Here is a 19,203-nt window from a genome sequence, read left to right on the forward strand (position 1 = left end):
GCTACGCGCCCCGTCGGGCGTTTGTATGCAGTAGAAATAGAGCAAGTACGAACACGGCGACAGGCCGTGCGCCCACAGGTTTCCGATGGCGGGACGCGAACCGACACGGCACACGGCGCTGTCGCCGTGCGTGGGTAGAATTCGTGCCGACGAAGGGGTAACAGGTGAAGGATCTGGTCGACACCACGGAGATGTACCTCCGTACCATCTACGACCTCGAGGAGGAGGGCGTGGTGCCCCTGCGCGCCCGGATCGCCGAGCGCCTCGAGCAGAGCGGCCCGACCGTGAGCCAGACGGTCGCGCGCATGGAGCGCGACGGGCTGCTGCTCGTCGCGGGCGATCGCCATCTGGAGCTCACCGAGAAGGGCCGCAGCATGGCCGTCGCGGTGATGCGCAAGCATCGGCTCGCCGAGCGGCTCCTGGTCGACATCATCGGCCTGGACTGGCAGAACGTGCACGCCGAGGCGTGCCGCTGGGAGCACGTGATGAGCGAGGACGTCGAGCGGCGTCTCGTCGAGGTGCTCAATCACCCCACCACCTCGCCGTACGGCAACCCCATCCCCGGTCTGGACGAGCTGGGCATCACCGCGCCCACCGCGGTCGAGGAGACGCTTGTGCGGCTCTCCGACCTGCCGCACGGTCAGCTGCATGCGGTCGTCGTGCGTCGCCTCGCCGAGCACATCCAGACCGACCCGGAGGTCATCGGCCAGCTGCGCGAGGCCGGCGTGGTGCCCGACGCGCGCGTGACGGTCGAGACCAAGCCCGGATCCGTGATCATCAGCGTGCCCGGCCACGACAGCGGCTTCGAGCTGTCGGACGAAATGGCCCACGCCGTCCAGGTGAAGCTGGTCTGATCCGTGAAACTTCTGGTCACGGGTGGCGCGGGGTACGTCGGAGGCGTCTGCGCGCAGGTGCTGCTGGAGGACGGCCACGAGGTCGTCGTCGTCGACGATCTGTCCACCGGTAACGCCGACGGCGTCCCTGCGGACGCGCGCTTCGTCGAGGGCGATATCGCCGTTCTCGCGCCCGCGCTGTTGCGCGACGAAACCTTCGACGGTGTGCTGCATTTCGCGGCCCAGTCGCTGGTCGGCGAGTCGGTGCAGCAGCCGGAGAAGTACTGGCACGGCAATGTCGTCAAGACGCTGGAGCTGCTCGAGGCCATGCGGCTGACGGGCACGCCGCGCCTGGTGTTCTCCTCGACCGCCGCGGTGTACGGCGAACCCGAGCAGGTGCCGATCACCGAGGACGCGCCGACCCGGCCGACCAACCCCTACGGCGCGTCGAAGCTCGCCATCGACCACGCGATCACCTCCTACGCGATCGCCCACGGCCTGGCCGCGACCAGCCTGCGGTACTTCAACGTCGCTGGCGCCTACGGCGGCCTCGGCGAAAACCGCGTGGTGGAAACACATCTCATCCCGCTCGTCCTCCAGGTCGCGCTCGGCCACCGCAAGGCCATCTCGGTCTTCGGCACCGACTGGCCGACTCCCGACGGCACCGCGGTGCGCGACTACATCCACATCCGCGATCTCGCCCAGGCCCACCTGCTTGCGCTGAGCTCGGCCGAGGCGGGCGTGCATCGCGTCTACAACCTCGGCAGCGGCGCGGGATTCTCGGTGCGCGAGGTGATCTCGGCGTGCGAGCGGGTCACCGGCCTGCCCATCGCCGCCCAGGACGCGCCGCGCCGCCCCGGCGACCCGGCCACGCTGATCGCCTCCAGCGAACGGGCGATCGCCGAACTCGGCTGGCGGCCCGAGCACAACGATCTCGACGAGATCGTCGCCGACGCTTGGGAGTTCCTGCGCTCGCTGGGTTCGCGCGCGCACAGCGCACCGTAGCCGCGCACCGAACCGTCCGCGCCGCCGCGCCGGATCCTTCTGGCGCCACCTCATCGGATCATCGGTCCGAGGTCGACGCCAAGCCACTCGGCGGTGGCGTAGCCGCTGCGGGCAAGCCTGCGCAGTTGTTCCGGGCGCATGCCCGCGCGCAGCGCGGTCTCCAGCAGGGTCGCCATCGCGTTGGACGGGTCGGCGTCCAGCGCCGCCTCCAGCGCGATTCCCGCGAACGGCCCGTCGCCGCGCAGATAAGCGCTGTAGCCGAGCAGTGCCGCGAACTCCGCGCGATCCGCCCCGGAGGAACCGCGGGTAAGTGTGAGCCAGAGCCGTTCGGCGGCGGCCGCGTGGTCGCCTGCGGCCAGCGCGAACATCGCGTCGCGGACCACCCGATCACGCAGGGCGGCAACGATTTCCGCGATCTCCGGAGCGGCGAGCGGAGCGCCGGACTCGATATTGGCGACCTGCCACAGCACGTGTTCCAGCAACCGCCTGCGATATCCGGGCAGCTCGTCGTGCCGTACCGCCCTGGCGAACCGGTCCCTGGCCACCGCCACCGCGCTGTCGAGCTGCGCGCCGACCTCGGCGCACAGTGCCGCGTCCACGGCCACGCGGTCGGTGAGCTCCGAGCGGGAGCGCAGGATCGGCCGCCCGTCCAGCACATGCGCCAGCGCCACCGTGGACGCGCTCGGATCCGGCACCGTGCCGCCGTCGGACCGGTCGAGCAGGCTCCACCACGGCCGCCCCTCCTCGATCGCCGCCACCGCCCACGCTCCGCCGATCCGGATGCCGCCGGAGCCGAGCCGTTCGGCCAGCGCGGCGATCAACGCCCGGCCTGCCGCGCCGGATCGCGCGCCACGCCGGGCCTTGCGCACGGGTCGGCCCGCTCGGTCGTCGACGATCACCGCCAGCACCTCGGTCGCGCGCTCGGCGGCGCAGATCTGGCCGATCAGCGCCCCGAACGACGCGGCGAGACCGCGACGCCCACCCTCCGGCTCCAGGTCGAACCGCAGTATCGCGGCGATGGCCGGGCTCGCGCCGGGCTCGGCGGGTACGAGCACCGCGACGACGAGTGAGCGAGTCGGATAGAACCCGACCATCGCGGGCACCGCGGCGATCAGTTCGCCCGGATCGTCGACCCGAAGTGGCCGCGCCGAGTATCCGCCGCGATACACCGGCGACGGCTGTCCGCACAGCACACCCGCTCGGGGATCGTCCTCCTCGTCCGTCCTGCGGGTCCGTGAGCCGACAAACGAGGGACGGAGGCACAACCGCGGCCGTGCACCTTCCGGCCGCCGGTCGGTGTGCGCCGAGTCGCGCTGCCTTTCGGGCGGGCAAGCTGGTTCGCCGCTCTCGCCGCCGCGCCGGGCCCCGGCGTCGCGGGGCGGGTTCGCTGGAGTCGTCATGCCGCCATCCTGCGCGCCGACCGCACCGCCGCCGACCGCCCGACCTGCGGAAACAACACCCCTGTGGATAACAGCCGTACTGTGGACGAATCGTGGCGAGGCCTACGTCCTGCGGTGCGCGGTGTCGGCCCCCGCGAGTATCGGACAGCGGCTCGGCCGGCCAAACCGGCCAAGGGCCCCGCGCGCTGAGCCTCAGGCCTCGCGCACCTTCCGCACGGACGTCGTGAACAGCTCGTCCAGCGCCGCGCTGTCCGCGGTTTCCTCGCCGAATGTCATGTAGGTCACCGCGATTCGCACATCGCCCAGCTGCCCGATCAGGGTCCGCATGTGCTGAGTCAGGCCGGGTCCGCCGACGTCGGGTGCCACGGTGCGGCGCAGCGCCAGTGTGTCGTCGGCATCGACGGGCGGCGCCGGAACCAACTCGGTCGACACGGTCGTGGTCGCGCCGGCCCGGGAGACGCGCACCGCAGCGCAGCGCCGGACCTGTTCGCGCAGTGTCGACAGCGGCTGCCGGGTCCGGGTGAGTTCCACGGTCAGCGTGGCGCGGGAGACCTCGTCGGTGCCGACCGCGATGGCTGTGTGGTCGGGGCCGAACTGCTGTTCGGCGGGCGCGCACCAGTCCGGCCGCACGGTCGCGCCGCGGGTCACGCCGTTCAGATCACCCGCCGCCTGGGCCGCCGCCTCCGGGGGCAGCACCACCGCCGGGTAGCGCCCGGGGAACTGCGGCGGGTCGGGCAGCAACGTGGTCAGTCCGGCGGCGATATGCCGGACGGTCGTCTGCTGCGCCGCGACCGGGCTTCCGCCGACGATCGATCCGCAGCCCGCGAGCGCCAGCGTGCACGCGGCCAGCGCGCAGGCGCTCAGCACGCGCGTGCGTCCCGTCCACACCGGCACAGTCACACCGCCCACTGTGCCAAACGCGGGTTTCCGCTTTCACGCCGCCACGCCGACGGCCCCGCCCCGAGCAGGGCGCATCGCTTGCGCGCTGTGCCGGTGTAACCCGCCACGACAAGGAAATACCGGTATCGAACCGGGCGGGAATGCCTGGGGGTCGGGCGCTGTTGGCTCGTTCTATGGGTCGGTGTCCGCACCGTGCGCGGTACGTGTCATCGCCATGGGGGACAATGGACATGGGTTCCCTGCCGTGCTGCCCTCGACCGGCGGCCGCGGTGGACCGCGCAGGAAGGAGTACGCGATGGACTACGAGTCGCGAATGTACGAGCTGGAGTTCCCCGCTCCGCAGTTGTCGTCCGCCGACGGCGCGGGTCCGGTCCTCGTACACGGGCTGGAAGGCTTCACCGACGCCGGGCACGCTGTCCGCTTGGCCACGACGCACCTGCGCGAGAGCCTGGAAAGCGAACTGGTCGCCTCGTTCGACGTGGACGAACTGCTGGACTACCGCTCGCGCCGTCCGCTGATGACGTTCAAGACCGATCATTTCGCCGACTACGCCGACCCCGAGCTGAACCTGTGGGCGCTACGCGACACCGCGGGCACCCCGTTCCTGTTGCTCTCCGGTATAGAGCCGGACCTGCGCTGGGAGAAGTTCACGTCGGCAGTGCGGCTGCTCGCCGAACAACTCGGCGTGCGCCGCAGCATCGGCCTGAGCGCCATTCCGATGGCCATTCCGCACACCCGCCCGCTCGGCGTCACCGCGCACTCCTCGAATCGCGACTTGATCTCCGATCACCAGCGCTGGCCTGGGGAGTTGCAGGTGCCGGGCAGCGCGTCCTCGCTGCTGGAGTTCCGGATGGGCCAGCACGGCCACGAGTCGGTCGGTTTCTCCGTGCACGTGCCGCACTATCTCGCGCAGACCGCGTACCCGGAGGCCGCGCAGACGCTGCTGGAGAACGTCGCCGAGAACGCGGGTCTGGAGCTGCCGCTCGCGGCGCTCGGCGAGGCCGCCGCGCGGGTCCGCGAGCAGGTCAACGAGCACATCGCGGGCAACTCCGAGGTCGAGACGGTGGTCAGCGCTCTGGAGCGCCAGTACGACAGCTTCGTCACCTCCCAAGAGCGCCAGTCCAGCCTGTTGGCGGGTGACGGCGAGCTGCCCAGCGGTGACGAACTGGGCGCCGAGTTCGAGCGTTTCCTCGCCGAGCAGGGCGGCTACGACGGCGACAACATCTGACGCGGGCGGCTCGGTGGCCCGATCGCGGTGACGGCCCCCGACGACGCCTGCCCTAAGCTGGTCGGAGTGGATCTGACCGAACTGCTCGACATTCCAGGAACCGACGCCGACGCGCTCTACGAGTCGTTCGGCATGTGGGCCGCCGAGCAGGGCACTCCGCTGTATCCCGCGCAGGACGAGGCGCTGCTGGAGCTGGCGTCCGGATCTCACGTCATCCTGGCCACGCCCACCGGCTCCGGTAAGTCCTTGGTGGCGGTCGGCGCGCATCTGTTCGCGCTGACCCGGGGCCAGCGCACCTACTACACCGCCCCGATCAAGGCGCTGGTCAGCGAGAAGTTCTTCGCGCTGTGCGAGGTGTTCGGCGCGGACAAGGTCGGCATGGTCACCGGCGACGCCGCGGTGAACGCCGACGCCCCGATCATCTGCGCCACCGCCGAGATCCTGGCCAACCTGGCGCTGCGCGAGGGCGCGGACGCCGACGTCGGCCAAGTGGTCATGGACGAGTTCCACTTCTACGCCGATCCGGACCGCGGCTGGGCCTGGCAGGTGCCGCTGCTGGAGCTGCCGCGCGCGCAGTTCCTGCTGATGTCGGCGACGCTGGGCGAGGTCGACTTCTTCGCCCGCGACCTGGAGCGGCGTACCGGCCGCGGCACCGCGGTCGTGGCGGGCTCCGAACGACCCGTGCCCCTGAGCTTTTCGTATGTGCGCACGCCGATTACCGAGACGCTCGAGGAACTGGTCACCACCCACCAGGCCCCGGTCTACGTGGTGCACTTCACCCAGGCCGCGGCACTGGAGCGGGCGCAGGCGCTGACCAGCGTGAACTTCGCCACCCGCGCGGAGAAGGACGCCATCGCGGCGGCGATCGGCGACTTCCGCTTCGCGGCGGGCTTCGGCAAGACGCTGTCGCGGCTGATCCGGCACGGCATCGGCGTGCACCACGCGGGCATGCTGCCGAAATACCGCAGGCTGGTGGAGCGGCTGGCGCAGGACGGGCTGCTGAAAGTGGTGTGCGGCACCGACACTCTCGGCGTCGGCATCAACGTCCCCATCCGCACCGTGCTGCTGACCGGACTCACCAAGTTCGACGGCGTGCGCACCCGCAGGCTCAAGGCCCGCGAGTTCCATCAGATCGCGGGCCGGGCCGGACGCGCGGGCTTCGACACCATGGGCACCGTCGTGGTGCAGGCCCCCGAGCACGAGGTGGAGAACGCCCGGCTGCTCGCCAAGGCAGGCGACGATCCCAAGAAACAGCGCAAGGTCCAGCGTCGCAAACCGCCGGAGGGCTTCGTCTCCTGGAGCGAGGAGACCTTCGACCGTTTGGTCGCGGCGCAGCCGGAGCCGATGGTGTCGCGGTTCAACGTCACCAACGCGATGCTGCTCAACGTGATCGCGCGGCCCGGCAACTGTTTTCAGGCCATGCGGCATCTGCTCGAGGACAACCACGAGCCGCGCCCCGCGCAGCGCAGACACATCCTGCGCGCGATCCGCCTGTACCGCGCGCTTCGCGACGCCGGGGTGGTCCAGCAGCTGCCCGAACCCGACGCGACCGGCCGCTACGCTCGCCTGACCGTCGATCTGCAACGCGATTTCGCCCTCGACCAGCCGCTCTCGCCGTTCGCGCTGGCCGCGCTCGACCTGTTGGATCGCGACTCCCCCGGCTACACCCTCGACGTGGTCTCGCTCATCGAGTCGACACTCGAGGATCCGCGCCAGCTGCTGATGGCCCAGCAGCACAAGGCGCGCGGCGAGGCCGTCGCCGAGATGAAGGCCGACGGCATCGACTACGACGAGCGCATGGAACTGCTCGAGGAGGTCACCTGGCCCAAGCCGCTGACCGAGCTGATCGAGCCCGCCTACGAGACCTATCGCGCCGGCCATCCGTGGGTCTCGGAGTTCGCGCCCTCCCCCAAGTCCGTGGTGCGCGACATGATCGAACGCTCGATGACCTTCGCCGAGCTCATCTCGCACTACGAGCTGGCTCGCTCGGAAGGCGTGGTGCTGCGCTACCTGGCCGACGCCTACCGCGCGCTGCGCCGCACCGTGCCCGACGCGGCACGCACCGAGGAGCTCGACGACCTCACCGAATGGCTGGGCGAGCTTGTCCGGCAGGTGGATTCGAGCCTGCTCGACGAATGGGAGCAGCTCACCGGTCCCGGCGCGGAGAGCGACGCCCAGCAGGTGGCCTTCGGCGCGGAGACCATCCGTCCCATCTCCGCGAACGAGCGTGCCTTCCGCGTCATGGTGCGCAATGCCATGTTCCGCCGCGTCGAACTGGCCTCGCTGCGCCGCTGGGAGGCGCTCGCCGACCTCGGCAACGGCCCGGACTGGGCCGAGGAGCTGGCTCCCTACTTCGCCGAATACGAGCGCATCGGCACCGGCCCTGACGCGCGCGGCCCCCAGCTGTTCCGGATCGAGCAGCGTCCCGGTTTCTGGCATGTGCGCCAGGTCCTCGACGACCCCGCGGGCGACCACGGCTGGGCCGTCGAGGCGGTGGTCGATCTCGCCGAGTCCGATGCCGCGGGCGAGGTGGTGTTCGACGAGGTCACGGTGTCCGAAGGGTAGGGCCGCCGCCCCAGCTCGGATACGGGTTTCGACGGATTCGTATCTGGGTAGGGGCCGCTGATACTCTCTCCGCTGCTGCCCACGCGAAAGATCAACTATGCCCGAATCCCCGTATCTTGTCATCCACTCCGAGCGAGTTCGCGAAAATTACCGTGCGCTCGATGCCGCCGTAGCGGTCCGAGGGGACAAGGCCCGCATTCGTTTCGCAGTGAAGGCGAGCCCGGTGCCGGAGCTGATCACCCTGCTCGACGCCGAGGGCGCGGAGTTCGACGTGGCGAGCATCGGGGAGATCGACCTGTGCCTCGACCTCGGGGTGGCGCCGGACAAACTCTGTTACGGCAACCCCATCAAGAAGGCCGCTGACATCGCCCGCGCCTACGCCAAGGGTGTGCGCCGTTTCGCCTTCGACACCGAGGACGATCTGCTGCGCATCGTCGAGCACGCCCCCGGTTCGGAGGTCGAGTGCCGGTTCCTGGCCTCGGCTCCGGAATCGCGTACCCCGTTCGGCACCAAGTTCGGCTGCGCGCCCGCCGAGGCGTTGCGACTGCTGGTGCGCGCCCGCGATCTCGGGCTGGTCGTGGCAGGGCCCTACTTCCACGTCGGCTCCCAGCAGCTGGATCCCGCGGCATGGCGGATCGGCATCCAGCAGGCCGGTGAGATCGCGGAAGCGTTGGCCGCCAAGGACATTCACATCACCTCGGTGAACATCGGCGGTGGGCTGCCGATCTCCTACGCCGAGGCCGCCCCCGCGCTCGGCGAGATCGCCGCGGTCGTGAACGCCGCCGCCGCCGAATTCCTGCCCGAGACCGCCGGACTGGTCGTCGAACCCGGTCGCGCGCTGGTCGGCAACGCGGGCACCATTCACGCCGAGGTCGTCGGCGTCCGGATCGCGCCGGACGGACGGCGCTGGGTGTATCTCGACATCGGCCGCTACAACGGAATGGCCGAGACCGAGAACGAGTACATCGCCTACCGGTTCGTCACCGAACGCGACGGAGACCCCGTCGACGAGGCGGTGGTCGCCGGTCCAACCTGCGACGGCGACGATGTACTGTATCAACGCACACGGGTCCTTCTGCCGACCACGTTGCGAGCCGGTGATCGCATCACCATCCTCGACACCGGCGCCTATACCGCGAGCTATTCGTCGGTGTCCTTCAATGGTTTTCCGCCCTTGACCGTTCATGTCTCGGGCGCTGAGCGAGAGTGAGTTTGCCTATGACGGCGGAATTCACCGGCTGGCATGTGCTGGCCGAGTTCGGTGGTGTCGACGCAGATCTCTGCGACGATCTCGAACGACTCGAATCGGCGTTGCGTGAGTCTCTGATCGCGGCGGGCGTCACCATCTGCGATGTCGTTCACAAGAAGTTCGATCCGCAGGGGGTGACCGTCCTCGCGCTGTTGTCGGAGTCCCACGCCTCGATTCACACTTATCCGGAGTCCGGCGACATCTTCGTCGACGTCTTCACCTGCGGCAGCATCGGTGCGGGCGCGACCAAGGCCGTCGAGATGTTGCGGGACAAGCTGTCTCCCGAAGACGTTCGCATGAAGGTCATCCAGCGGGGGCACGGTGCGCAGAAGATCGAGGAGCCGGTCGGCGCGGGCCTGACCCGGATCTGGGATCTGCACGACGTGATCGTCGACACCAACACGCCGTTCCAGCACATGGTCATCGCGCGCACCGAACAGGGCATCAGCCTGTTCTCCGACGACGACCGCCAGTCCACCGAGTTCTCCCAGCTGACCTACCACGAGGCGATGATGGTGCCCGCCTTCGTGCTGGCCGAGAAGCTGGACAACGTGCTGATCATCGGCTCCGGCGAGGGCGTCGCGAGCCAGATGTCGGTGGCCGCGGGCGCCACCCACGTCGACCATGTCGACATCGACCAGCTCGAGGTCGAGCTGTGCGCCGAGCACCTGCCCTACGGCTACACGACCGAGGAGCTCGCCGCGGCGGTCGCTGGCGAGGGTCCGATCACGGTGCACTACGCCGACGGCTGGGACTTCCTGGCGAACGCCCAGCAGGCGGGCACCCGCTACGACGTCATCGTGATCGATCTGCCGGACGAGCGGGTCGAGGACGCGCAGCACAACCGGCTCTACGAGGCGGAGTTCCTGTCCCGATGCCGAGCGCTGCTCGCGCCGGGCGGCGTGCTGAGCGCGCAGGCGGGCTGCGCGACGATGTGGCGCAACGAGACCCTGAAGCGGTCCTGGCAGCGCTTCCACGAGCAGTTCGGCACGGTCGTGCACTACGGCAGCGACGAGCACGAGTGGTCGTTCCTGTTCGGCCTCGTCGACGCGATCGAGGATGCGGTGCCCGGCATGGTCGATCGTCTGGCCACCCTGCCCTACCGCGCGGAGACCATCGACGGTCGCGCGCTGGTGCGCGGCGCCATCGAGCCGCACGCGCTGCGCGCGGACGCTCAGTAGGTCCCGGAATACGCCGGATCGCATCGGCGCCAAGGATTTTCGATCCTCGGTGCCGGTGCGATTCGTCTTTCAGGCTCCGGGTAGGAGCACCCGCTCAGATGGTGACCGTTGCGAGCCGGTGTTCCGCGTGTGCCGGTCGTCCGCTCAGGTGGTGACCGGCGCCGGTTCGCCGGAACGCTCCGGCTCCCCGCCCGCTTCCCTCCCTGTCGCCGCCGGCTTGGGCTGTTCACCGTCCGGACCGAAGACCAGACCGGCCTTCCACGCGCTGCGTTCGAAGATCCGCTGCACCGGCGTCGCCATGAACGTGGTGATGATCGTCATCAGCGCCAGGATCGTGTACAGCTCACCGGTGATGAGCCCGGCCCCCAGGCCGATGTTCAACAGGATCAGCTCCATCAGGCCGCGGGCGTTGGCCAGCGCGCCCATCGACGCGGCCTCCCGCTTGCTCATGCCCTGCCAGCGCGCCGCGAGCCCGACCGCGCCGAACTTGCCGACGAACGAGACGATCAGGACGATCGCCGTCACCAGCAGGACCTCCGGTTCGAAGATCAGGCTGAGCTCGGTGTTGAGACCGGAGTAGATGAAGAACGCGGGCAACAGCAGGTAGGCCACCAGCGGCTCGAATCGCTCACGGATACTGTCGAGCAGTCGGCCGCGCGGCATCACCGCGCCCGCCACGAACGCGCCGAACACCGAGTAGATGCCGCACCAATCGGTGAACCAGCTGGCGAGCAGCACCACCAGCAACACGACGGACAGCTGAGCGATCGGCAGGCCGCCTGCGCGTTCGGTGTCGCCGCGCTTGGGCTGCCAGGTCTCGAGCTTGGCCAGCCAGCGCCGTGCCACGAACATCATGAACAGCAGGTAGGCCAGCCCGCCACCGACGGCGAGGAACGCGCCGTTCATGCTGTCCTTGGTGGTCGCGACCACAGTGGCGAGCAGGATCCAGGCGCACGCATCGTCCACCGCGGCACACGCCAGCGACATCGTGCCGAGGCGAGTGTTCAGCAGACCGGAGTCGTAGATGATCCATGCCAGCATCGGGAACGCGGTGATCGCGACGGCCGCCGCCACGAAAAGCCCGCCCTGCCACGGCTCCACCTTGTCGGTGAAGTACCCGCCGCTGCCGACCATCCACCAGCCGAGCGCACCGCCGAGCGCCAGCGGCACGGCCACGCCCGCACTCGAGGTGGCGCCCGCCTTGCGCAGATGCGAGGACAGGATGTCGAGCTTGAACGAGGCGCCTACCAAGAACATGTACAGCACCAGGCCGAGCTGACCGACGACGTAGATCGCGGTCAGGTTCGGGTGCGTGATGCTCGCGCCTCCCACCGCGAGCTCGGTCGGGAACAGCCATTCCTGGGCCTCGGGCCAGATCCAGCCCAGAATCGAAGGCCCCAAGACGAATCCGGCGACCATGATGGCCACGACCTGAACCTGACCCAACCGGCGGAACACCGGCCAGAGCAGGCGGTAGGTGACCAGGATGACGGCGACCTGTAAGAAGAAATGAGTGGTGATTTCCAGAAGCGATGGCATCGCAGCTCCCCTCCGTCGAGCTGGATTGTGCACTGACACTGTGAGATCGCGGGGGCTCTCCGGAACGCAACGCCGTGCCGTAAACGGTACCCGAATCCCTTGCCGTGCGGCCGCTTTCCCGCCGCGCATAGCTGCGGCGAAGCACTGGAAACACCGACGCCCGGCGGCGCGAGGCCGGAACCGAAGTCCAGGCCGATCGCGTCCGCCGGGCGCCCGCGCTCAGGAATTCCGCGCGCGCCAGTCCGCCACGTTCATCCCGCCGACGCCCCAATCGGTCAGTGGCACTTCGTCGATCACCACGAAGGTGCTCGACGGATCCTTACTGAGCACATCCTGAAGCAGGTCGGTGACGCCCTTGATGAGCTGGGTCTTCTGCTCGACGGTGACGCCTTCGTCGGTGACCTTGATGTTGACGTACGGCATTACGCTGCCCTTCCGGAGATGAACCCGCCGTCGACGGGGAAGATGTGACCAGTGGTGAATTCGGCGTCCGCCAGATAGAGGACGGCCGCGGTGGTTTCGGCGACTTCGCCGATACGGTTGAGCAAAGCCAAACGGCCCGCGGCCTTTTCGTCGCTGTCTCCGTGCAGCGGAGTGCGAATGATGCCCGGCGCGACGAGGTTCACCCGGATGCCGTCGGCGGCGAGTTCGGCCGCCAGGCTGGTGGTGAGCGCGTGCACGCCGCCTTTGCTGACCAGCGCGGCGGAGGCGGGCAGCCCGGCGAGCGCGTGGTCGATCAGGACGGTGCCGATGTTCACGATGCTGCCGCCGCCGCCCTGCTCGCGCAGCCTGCGCACCACGGCCTGGGTGGTGAAGTAGGTGCCCTTGAGGTTGGCGTTCAGGTAGCTGTCCAGTTCCGCCTCGGTGATGTCGACGAATGGCTTGGCACCGAAGATGCCCGCGTTGTTCACGAGGACGTCCACCCGGCCGAACCGCTCGACCGCGGTCCGCACCAGCGCGGAACCCGTTGCGGCCGAGCCGATGTCGCCGACCACCTCGGCCACCCGCTCGGGCGCGCCGAGCTCGGCGGCGACCGCGGCGAGCTTGCCGGGGTCGCGCCCGTTGATCACCACGTTGTCGCCACGGGCCACCAGGGCCCTGGCGACATCGCGGCCGATCCCACTGGAGGATCCGGTCACGATGACCGTTTTCGCTGACATGTTGTTTCCCTTCTCATTGGATACGACCGGTCGTCTTGGAATGGGTACGAAACCGCCCGCCGTGGCGGGCAAGCGAATTCAGGGTCGGAAGTAGTCGTCCAGGAGACGCCGCAGGCACTTGTGCAGCGGTTCCATCGAGCGGTCGATCTTCATCCGGATGACCGCCCCTTCCCAGGACTCGATGAGCAGGTCGGCGAGCTCCTCGGCGGGGATGTCGCCGCGCACCAGGTCGCGCTCCTGCGCCTCAAGCAACGCCTTGGCGACGCCGTCGCGCCAGGCGCGGAACGCACCGGACAGCGATTCGCGCAGCGTCTCGCTGCCCTCCAGCTCGGCGCCCAGGTTGGCGATCAAACATCCACCGGTGTAATCGGATTCGACGAACTCGTCCATCTGCTTGGCGAAGAACACCCGCAGGCCGGTCACCGGATCCGGTGCGGGCCCGAGCGCCTCGGCCAGGTTCCGCTGGATGCAACGGGAGTGGTAGTCGATGACCGCCTGCCCGAAGCTCTCCTTGCTGTCGAAGTAGTTGTAGAACGAGCCTTTCGGCACGCCGACCGCGTCGAGCACCTGTTTGATGCCGGTGCCGTGGTAACCGTTGGCCAGAAAACCGGCGGCGCCTTCCTCCACCAGGAGCTGACGGGTGTCGTCACTGCGTCGCGGTCGTGCCATGCGAAGGACTATACGACCGGTCGTCTACAAATTGCAAACCGGGGGTCGAGCGTCCGCCGCCAGCCCGCGCAGCGCAGGGCGAACGCGCTCAGGTGCTCCGCGGCGAACGCGTCGGCCCGCCACTCCGCCGAGGTCGCCTCGGCGGTCCACACATACGTCCACACCGCACCCGGCGCGACACAGGCACCACCTCGAGAACTCTCCGGGTGCACGCGCAGTGGGTCGGGCCCACCGGTATCGACCCGTTCTCCGTCGAAAAGCACGGTGCGCAAGTCGTATTCGTCGTCCTCGAAGGCGTCCAGCACCGCCCACTCCCCCGCGCTCAAACCGGAGAGCAGCACGCCGCGCACCGTCGCTCGCCCGTCCGGCACCAAGCCCGGATACACCCGGCCGGGCAGCGCGGCCGCGCGCCATCCGGTCAGCTCGGCGGGTGACAACTCGGGGCACCGGCCGAGCAGCTCGCGCAAGACTTCGGGAAACTGCAAGGTGCCGTAGACGAAGAGCGCATGCTCGGCCGCGGACACCCACGCGAGGCGTCCAGCGGGATGACCACCGACAGCGTCCACAGCAGCTCCTCTCCGCCGTCCCCACCACTGTGCCGCATCGTCGGCGGCGGCGCGGACTCGGCTCCGCGACCGGTGCGGACGCGCGTCAGCCCCGTCCCGCCAGCCGGGCGAAGCCGTCGGGATCGTGCGAGGAGAACACCGTGATCTCGCCGCCGTGCGCCCGGTTCAGTTCGAGCAGCCGTTCGCGGTTCTCCCGGAAGTCGCGCGACCCCAGCGAACGCAGCTCCAAGAGCTGCCAGATCAACGGCGTCCTCGGGTGCACAGGATCGACCTCGCTGCCGACGTAGAAGGCGTCGCCCGCGTGCAGCAGCCAGCCGTCGCCGGTGTCGACCGCCACGCCGACGTGCCCCTCGGTGTGGCCGTACAACGGGACGACGAGGATCTCCGGCGGCAGGCCGGGCAGATCGCGGACCGCGCGGAAGCCGAACCATTCGGCGCCGCCGTCGATTTCGTTGGTCAGCCACTTCGGCCGGTGCGCCCACTGCGCCTGCTGGTAGCGCAACCGGTCGAACAAACCCTTCGCCGAGTTCGCCGCCCGCAGTTCCGGGCCGTGCACGTGCACGGTCGCGTCCGGGAAATCGACCAGCCCGCCCGCATGGTCCAGATCCAAGTGAGTGAGCACGATGTCGCGGACGTCGGCCGGGTCGTAGCCGAGCGCCTCGATCTGCCGGACAGCCGTCTCCCGTTCGAGCAGCTTGGCGCCCAGCGAGAATCGCGCAGGCCCCATCATCCGCCCTGGATCCCGCACACACTCCAGGCCGTACCCGGTGTCGACCAGGACCAGCCCGGTGTCCGTCTCGATCAACAGGCAGTGGTCGACCATGCCCAACGTCATCGACCCGCAGTTCAGGTGGTGAATCCGCACCAGCCGAGCGTCTCAGCCAGCACGCCCCCGGTCAATGCCCGCCCCGCCCGCAATCCCTCACATCGGCCGCTGCGCGCGGATGATCGCGGCGAGGTACTCGTAGTCTTCGCTACGGGCGCTGGAGGCGCGGAAGGCAAGGCCGATGGTGCGGCCGGGCGCCGGGTCGGCGAATCGGGCGGTTTCCAGTGTGCCCCTTGCCGTTTCGGCGGCGACGGCCATCTCCGGGATGAGCGTGACGCCGAGTCCGCCCGCCACGCACTGCACTACGGTGGCGAGCGAGGCGGCGCGAGTGTCGCCGACGGCGCCGGGATGGACGTCGACCGAGCGGCACAGGTCCAAGGTCTGGTCGCGCAGGCAGTGACCCTCGTCGAGCAGCAGAAGGGGCAGCGAGCCGAGCACCGCGGGCGCGATGTCCTTGCGGCCCGCGAGTTCGTGGCCGCGCGGGGTCACCAGCACGAATTCCTCGCTGTAGAGCGGAATCTCCACCAGCCCCGAATTCTCGGTCGGCAACGCGAGCAGCGCGACGTCGAGGACGCCGGTGCGCAGTCCCTCCAGCAAACGCGCGGTCTGATCCTCGACCACCTGCGGCACCAGCGCGGGCAACCGCTTGCGCAGCTCGGGCAGCAGTCCGGGCAGCACGTACGGCGCGACGGTGGGGATGATCCCCATCCGCAGCGTCCCACCGAGCCCGTCACCGGTGGCCGAGGCCAGGAAGCGGTCCGCCGCCTCCAGCGTCGCCATCGCCTTGGGCAGCAACCGCATCCCGGCCGCGGTGACCAGGACCCGCCGCGTGCTGCGCTCGATCAGTTGCAGCCCGAGTCCGTTTTCGAGCGCGGCCAATGCTTGCGATAACGTGGGCTGGCTCACAGAGAGCCGCGCGGCCGCGGTACCGAAGTGCCGGTATTCCGCGATCGCCACGAACGCACGCAGCTGCGAAAGTGTCGGCTGATAAGTCTGATCAGTCACGCCTATCAGTGTAGTGCGACTGATCACCTTTACCTTTCACTGCCCGTTGGGCAAGATCACAGAAGAGCTTTCGCACGCCCCAAACCCACGAAGGACGAGGAGACAAAGCATGGCCTTGCTGACCATCGGCGACCAGTTCCCGGCATACAACCTCACCGCGGTCATCGGCGGTGACCTGTCGAAGGTCGACGCTCAGCAGCCTGACGACTACTTCACCCAGATCACCAGCGACGATCACGCGGGCAAGTGGCGGATCGTCTTCTTCTGGCCGAAGGACTTCACCTTCGTCTGCCCGACCGAGATCGCCGCGTTCGGCAAGCTGAACGACGAGTTCGCCGACCGCGACGCTCAGGTGCTCGGCGCCTCGGTGGACAACGAGTTCGTCCACTTCCAGTGGCGCGCACAGCACGAGGACCTGAAGACCCTCCCGTTCCCGATGCTGTCGGATCTGAAGCGTGAGCTGGCCACCGCCACCGGCGTGCTCAACGCCGACGGCGTCGCCGACCGCGCGACCTTCATCATCGACCCGAACAACGAGATCCAGTTCGTCTCGGTCACCGCCGGTTCCGTGGGCCGCAACGTCGACGAGGTGCTGCGCGTGCTCGACGCACTGCAGTCCGACGAGCTGTGCGCCTGCAACTGGAAGAAGGGCGATCCCACCATCAACGCCGGCGAGCTCCTCGCCGCCAGCGTCTGATCGGAAACACCCGTCCCCCAACAGATCCCGCTCGCCGCGCCCGCGGGGAGCGTCATCGAGAACATCCCCGTGCGCGGGGCCCGATCCACAGAGGAAACGTCGAATGAGCATTGAGAACCTGAAGAACTCCCTCCCCGAGTACGCCAAGGACCTCAAGCTCAATCTGTCATCGATCTCGCGCACCACCGTGCTGAACGAACAGCAGCTGTGGGGCACCCTGCTCGCGTCGGCGGCCGCGACCCGGTCGGCGACCACGCTGCGCGAGATCGCCGAGGAAGCCGCCGACATCCTGTCGGCGGAGGCGTACAACGCCGCGCTCGGCGCCGCCTCGATCATGGGCATGAACAACGTGTTCTATCGGGGCAAGGCGTTCCTCGGCGGCCGCTACGACGACCTGCGGGCCGGACTGCGCATGCAGATCATCGGCGCCCCCGGCGTCGACAAGGCCGATTTCGAGCTGTGGTCCTTCGCGGTCTCCTCGATCAACGGCTGCGCCCACTGCCTGGAGGCGCACGAGCACACCCTGCGCGAGGCCGGTGTCTCCCGCGAGGTGATCTTCGAGTCGCTGCGCGCCGCGGCCATCGTGGCGGGCGTCGGCCAGGCCGTGCAGTCCACCGAGACGCTCGCCGCCGCGTCGGTCTGACGCGGCGACTACCCCGGCGGCCCCGTCCCCATCGGACGGGGCCGCTGTCGTTTCGCCACCTCGGCGGACCCGGCCCGAGAGTGACCAGGCTACATTTGCTGGCCGGTAGCCAGCTGTGCGAGCCGGTAGGCTCGCGTGCATGGGCACACAGGATGAACCGGAAGCCATGGGTACACGGGTCGAGGTGGTGCGCGTATTCACGGATGCGACCGGACGCCTCGGCAATCAACTGGGCATCGCCCGTGCGAAAGACGTCGGCGACGCCGATGCGCAGGCCCTCGCGGCACGGGCCGGGTACAGCGAGACGGTGGTCGTCGAGGATCCGGTCGACGAGATCGCCCGCGTGCGGATCTACACCCCGCTCGTCGAGCTCCCGTTCGCCGGGCATCCGTCGGTCGGCACCGCGTGGTGGTTCGCCGAGCAGGGCATCCCGGTGCGGGTGCTTGACCTGCCCGCCGGGCCGGTGGCCGTCGAGCTGGCCGACGGCCTGACCTGGATCAAGGCCCGCGGCGAATGGACGCCGGACTTCACCTTCCATCAGCTCGACAGCGTCGACGAACTGGCGGCGGTGCGGCCAGACGAGTTCCCCGGTGGACCGCACTACCTGTGGTGCTGGACCGAGGAGCACCGTGCCACGCTGCGTTCGCGAATGTTCGCCCCCACCATGGGCATCGCCGAGGACGAAGCCACCGGCGCGGCGGCTGTCGCACTGACCGCACTGCTGCGCCGCAGCCTGATCATCACGCAGGGCCAGGGTTCGCAGCTGTTCACCGAATGGGACTCCGACGGCTGGGTGCGCCTGGGCGGACGGGTCGTCGCCGATACCGTCGTCGAGCTCTGATCACGACCCGCAGGGCTCCGCCGAGCACCCCGTTTCAGCCGACCACTGCGTTTCAGCCGAGCGCCGCGTTTCAGGCAAGCGCCGCGTTTCAGGCGAGCACGGCGGCGACCAGCATGTACGCCGTGCCGAGATCCATCACCACGTGCGGCGCCACGGCCGCCGAGCCGCCGCCGACCGGGTGCGCGAGCCGGTGCCACCCGCCGCCGCGCCAGCACAGCACCGCGACCGCGTCCGCCAGGAAGAGCGCGGCGAGCGCGCAGGCCACGAGTGGCGCGGGCCCCGGGTGACCGCCTGCCGAGTGGCCGGACATCGCGTAGAGCATGGCCGCCGCCGCGATCGCGTGGTACCCGATCGCGAAGACCTGTCCCGCCGCCACCGCGCCCCTGGCCGAACGCCATTCCGCGATCCGGCTCACCAGCAGCGCGCCGAACGCGACCATCATGGCGATCAGCACGCCGCGCACCGCGTGCGGACTCGCACCGGCCGGAAAGATCAGCATCGCCAACATGATCAGGCACATGACCAGATGAGCGGCATCCGATTCCTGATGGTCCGCACGCATCGTCGGTGAAAGCGACTGGACCGGAGGCTGATTCGCGGACGAGGTCGACGCGGCGAGCCCGAGCGGCGCAAGCGGCGCGACGTCCGGCCCCACCGCGCCCGAGCACCGATCGACCGCTTGGACTCGGCCGAGAACCGATCCGGCCAACCGCAGCACCACTATCCCGGACGCCACCAGGAACGCTGTCACCACCGCCCACCGCAACGCGGCGTATTCCTGTACGAACTCGGCCACACCCCACCACCTTTCGCCGCGGCGATCGTGAGACAGCCCTTCCATGCTCGCATCTCACGCATGGTCAGGCTGGCCTTTCTCACGACCCGGCCTGGTGCGA

General features: G+C 69.1%; 19 protein-coding genes. 9 read left to right on the plus strand and 10 right to left on the minus strand.

Annotation, left to right across the window (positions count from 1 at the left end):
- The first annotated feature begins 164 nt into the window (after positions 1-164).
- On the plus strand, positions 165-854 hold the full coding sequence (locus tag AB0H50_RS01120; protein ID WP_357444792.1) for an iron dependent repressor, metal binding and dimerization domain protein: 690 nt from the start codon (positions 165-167) through the stop codon (positions 852-854).
- A gap of 3 nt (positions 855-857) precedes the next feature.
- A complete protein-coding gene (gene galE / locus AB0H50_RS01125; protein ID WP_357444795.1) occupies positions 858-1,838 on the plus strand; it encodes a UDP-glucose 4-epimerase GalE in 981 nt (326 codons plus the stop codon).
- A gap of 50 nt (positions 1,839-1,888) precedes the next feature.
- Here the strand turns inward: galE and AB0H50_RS01130 are convergent, their stop codons facing one another.
- Both AB0H50_RS01130 and AB0H50_RS01135 read right to left on the minus strand, forming a co-directional pair.
- On the minus strand, positions 1,889-3,238 hold the full coding sequence (locus AB0H50_RS01130; RefSeq protein ID WP_357444798.1) for a DUF4192 domain-containing protein: 1,350 nt from the start codon (positions 3,236-3,238) through the stop codon (positions 1,889-1,891).
- A 192-nt stretch (positions 3,239-3,430) separates the two neighbouring features.
- Positions 3,431-4,138, minus strand: a complete 708-nt coding sequence (locus AB0H50_RS01135) for a DUF5642 family protein (RefSeq protein WP_357444801.1) — start codon at positions 4,136-4,138, stop codon at positions 3,431-3,433.
- Between the two features lie 295 nt (positions 4,139-4,433).
- On the opposite strand from AB0H50_RS01135, the gene AB0H50_RS01140 reads away from it, so the two are divergent.
- The 4 genes from AB0H50_RS01140 to speD all read left to right on the plus strand — a co-directional run bounded on the left by AB0H50_RS01140 (position 4,434) and on the right by speD (position 10,361).
- Entirely contained in the window at positions 4,434-5,366 is a 933-nt protein-coding gene (locus AB0H50_RS01140; protein ID WP_357444804.1) for a PAC2 family protein, read from the plus strand.
- Positions 5,367-5,432: 66 nt separating this feature from the next.
- Entirely contained in the window at positions 5,433-7,931 is a 2,499-nt protein-coding gene (locus tag AB0H50_RS01145; protein WP_357444807.1) for a DUF3516 domain-containing protein, read from the plus strand.
- Between the two features lie 97 nt (positions 7,932-8,028).
- Positions 8,029-9,141: a type III PLP-dependent enzyme gene (locus AB0H50_RS01150; protein WP_357444809.1), complete on the plus strand. Its 1,113-nt coding sequence runs from the start codon at positions 8,029-8,031 to the stop codon at positions 9,139-9,141.
- An 8-nt stretch (positions 9,142-9,149) separates the two neighbouring features.
- On the plus strand, positions 9,150-10,361 hold the full coding sequence (speD, locus tag AB0H50_RS01155) for an adenosylmethionine decarboxylase (protein WP_357444812.1): 1,212 nt from the start codon (positions 9,150-9,152) through the stop codon (positions 10,359-10,361).
- A 144-nt stretch (positions 10,362-10,505) separates the two neighbouring features.
- Here the strand turns inward: speD and AB0H50_RS01160 are convergent, their stop codons facing one another.
- The 7 genes from AB0H50_RS01160 to AB0H50_RS01190 form a co-directional block, all read right to left on the minus strand.
- The gene (locus tag AB0H50_RS01160; protein ID WP_357444815.1) at positions 10,506-11,900 is read right to left on the minus strand and encodes a cation:proton antiporter; all 1,395 of its coding nucleotides are present in this window, start codon (positions 11,898-11,900) and stop codon (positions 10,506-10,508) included.
- A gap of 219 nt (positions 11,901-12,119) precedes the next feature.
- Positions 12,120-12,323: a 4-oxalocrotonate tautomerase family protein gene (locus AB0H50_RS01165; protein WP_357444818.1), complete on the minus strand. Its 204-nt coding sequence runs from the start codon at positions 12,321-12,323 to the stop codon at positions 12,120-12,122.
- Positions 12,323-13,060 carry an SDR family NAD(P)-dependent oxidoreductase gene (locus AB0H50_RS01170; protein WP_357444822.1) on the minus strand — a complete coding sequence of 246 codons (738 nt, stop codon included), beginning with the start codon at positions 13,058-13,060 and terminating at the stop codon, positions 12,323-12,325. Before AB0H50_RS01170 ends, AB0H50_RS01165 begins: the two co-directional genes overlap by 1 nt.
- A 78-nt stretch (positions 13,061-13,138) precedes the next feature.
- The gene (locus tag AB0H50_RS01175; RefSeq protein ID WP_357444824.1) at positions 13,139-13,729 is read right to left on the minus strand and encodes a TetR family transcriptional regulator C-terminal domain-containing protein; all 591 of its coding nucleotides are present in this window, start codon (positions 13,727-13,729) and stop codon (positions 13,139-13,141) included.
- Positions 13,730-13,737: 8 nt separating this feature from the next.
- On the minus strand, positions 13,738-14,295 hold the full coding sequence (locus AB0H50_RS01180; RefSeq protein ID WP_357444827.1) for a gamma-glutamylcyclotransferase family protein: 558 nt from the start codon (positions 14,293-14,295) through the stop codon (positions 13,738-13,740).
- A gap of 85 nt (positions 14,296-14,380) precedes the next feature.
- The gene (locus AB0H50_RS01185; RefSeq protein ID WP_357444830.1) at positions 14,381-15,160 is read right to left on the minus strand and encodes an MBL fold metallo-hydrolase; all 780 of its coding nucleotides are present in this window, start codon (positions 15,158-15,160) and stop codon (positions 14,381-14,383) included.
- 57 nt (positions 15,161-15,217) lie between these two features.
- A complete protein-coding gene (locus tag AB0H50_RS01190; protein ID WP_357444833.1) occupies positions 15,218-16,126 on the minus strand; it encodes a hydrogen peroxide-inducible genes activator in 909 nt (302 codons plus the stop codon).
- A 109-nt stretch (positions 16,127-16,235) separates the two neighbouring features.
- On the opposite strand from AB0H50_RS01190, the gene AB0H50_RS01195 reads away from it, so the two are divergent.
- The 3 genes from AB0H50_RS01195 to AB0H50_RS01205 all read left to right on the plus strand — a co-directional run bounded on the left by AB0H50_RS01195 (position 16,236) and on the right by AB0H50_RS01205 (position 18,307).
- Positions 16,236-16,823 carry a peroxiredoxin gene (locus AB0H50_RS01195; protein WP_357444836.1) on the plus strand — a complete coding sequence of 196 codons (588 nt, stop codon included), beginning with the start codon at positions 16,236-16,238 and terminating at the stop codon, positions 16,821-16,823.
- A 103-nt stretch (positions 16,824-16,926) separates the two neighbouring features.
- Positions 16,927-17,466, plus strand: a complete 540-nt coding sequence (locus tag AB0H50_RS01200; RefSeq protein ID WP_357444839.1) for a carboxymuconolactone decarboxylase family protein — start codon at positions 16,927-16,929, stop codon at positions 17,464-17,466.
- A 166-nt stretch (positions 17,467-17,632) separates the two neighbouring features.
- Positions 17,633-18,307 (plus strand): PhzF family phenazine biosynthesis protein, encoded by a 675-nt coding sequence (locus tag AB0H50_RS01205; RefSeq protein WP_357447152.1) that lies wholly within the window; start codon positions 17,633-17,635, stop codon positions 18,305-18,307.
- An 88-nt stretch (positions 18,308-18,395) separates the two neighbouring features.
- Here AB0H50_RS01205 and AB0H50_RS01210 read toward each other — a convergent pair whose 3' ends face one another.
- Positions 18,396-19,103: a DUF5134 domain-containing protein gene (locus tag AB0H50_RS01210; protein ID WP_357444842.1), complete on the minus strand. Its 708-nt coding sequence runs from the start codon at positions 19,101-19,103 to the stop codon at positions 18,396-18,398.
- Between the last annotated feature and the right edge of the window lie 100 nt (positions 19,104-19,203).

This window comes from Nocardia sp. NPDC050793, from assembly GCF_040654065.1.
Lineage (GTDB): Bacteria > Actinomycetota > Actinomycetes > Mycobacteriales > Mycobacteriaceae > Nocardia.

What these genes read in the sequence shown, in the direction of transcription:
- speD (WP_357444812.1), top strand. Translation starts at nt 9,150, where the DNA reads ATGACGGCGGAATTCACCGGCTGGCATGTGCTGGCCGAGTTCGGTGGT.
- AB0H50_RS01130 (WP_357444798.1), bottom strand. Translation starts at nt 3,238, where the DNA reads ATGACGACTCCAGCGAACCCGCCCCGCGACGCCGGGGCCCGGCGCGGC.
- AB0H50_RS01170 (WP_357444822.1), bottom strand. Translation starts at nt 13,060, where the DNA reads ATGTCAGCGAAAACGGTCATCGTGACCGGATCCTCCAGTGGGATCGGC.
- AB0H50_RS01140 (WP_357444804.1), top strand. Translation starts at nt 4,434, where the DNA reads ATGGACTACGAGTCGCGAATGTACGAGCTGGAGTTCCCCGCTCCGCAG.
- AB0H50_RS01205 (WP_357447152.1), top strand. Translation starts at nt 17,633, where the DNA reads ATGGGTACACGGGTCGAGGTGGTGCGCGTATTCACGGATGCGACCGGA.
- AB0H50_RS01160 (WP_357444815.1), bottom strand. Translation starts at nt 11,900, where the DNA reads ATGCCATCGCTTCTGGAAATCACCACTCATTTCTTCTTACAGGTCGCC.
- AB0H50_RS01150 (WP_357444809.1), top strand. Translation starts at nt 8,029, where the DNA reads ATGCCCGAATCCCCGTATCTTGTCATCCACTCCGAGCGAGTTCGCGAA.
- AB0H50_RS01200 (WP_357444839.1), top strand. Translation starts at nt 16,927, where the DNA reads ATGAGCATTGAGAACCTGAAGAACTCCCTCCCCGAGTACGCCAAGGAC.
- AB0H50_RS01175 (WP_357444824.1), bottom strand. Translation starts at nt 13,729, where the DNA reads ATGGCACGACCGCGACGCAGTGACGACACCCGTCAGCTCCTGGTGGAG.
- AB0H50_RS01195 (WP_357444836.1), top strand. Translation starts at nt 16,236, where the DNA reads ATGGCCTTGCTGACCATCGGCGACCAGTTCCCGGCATACAACCTCACC.
- AB0H50_RS01165 (WP_357444818.1), bottom strand. Translation starts at nt 12,323, where the DNA reads ATGCCGTACGTCAACATCAAGGTCACCGACGAAGGCGTCACCGTCGAG.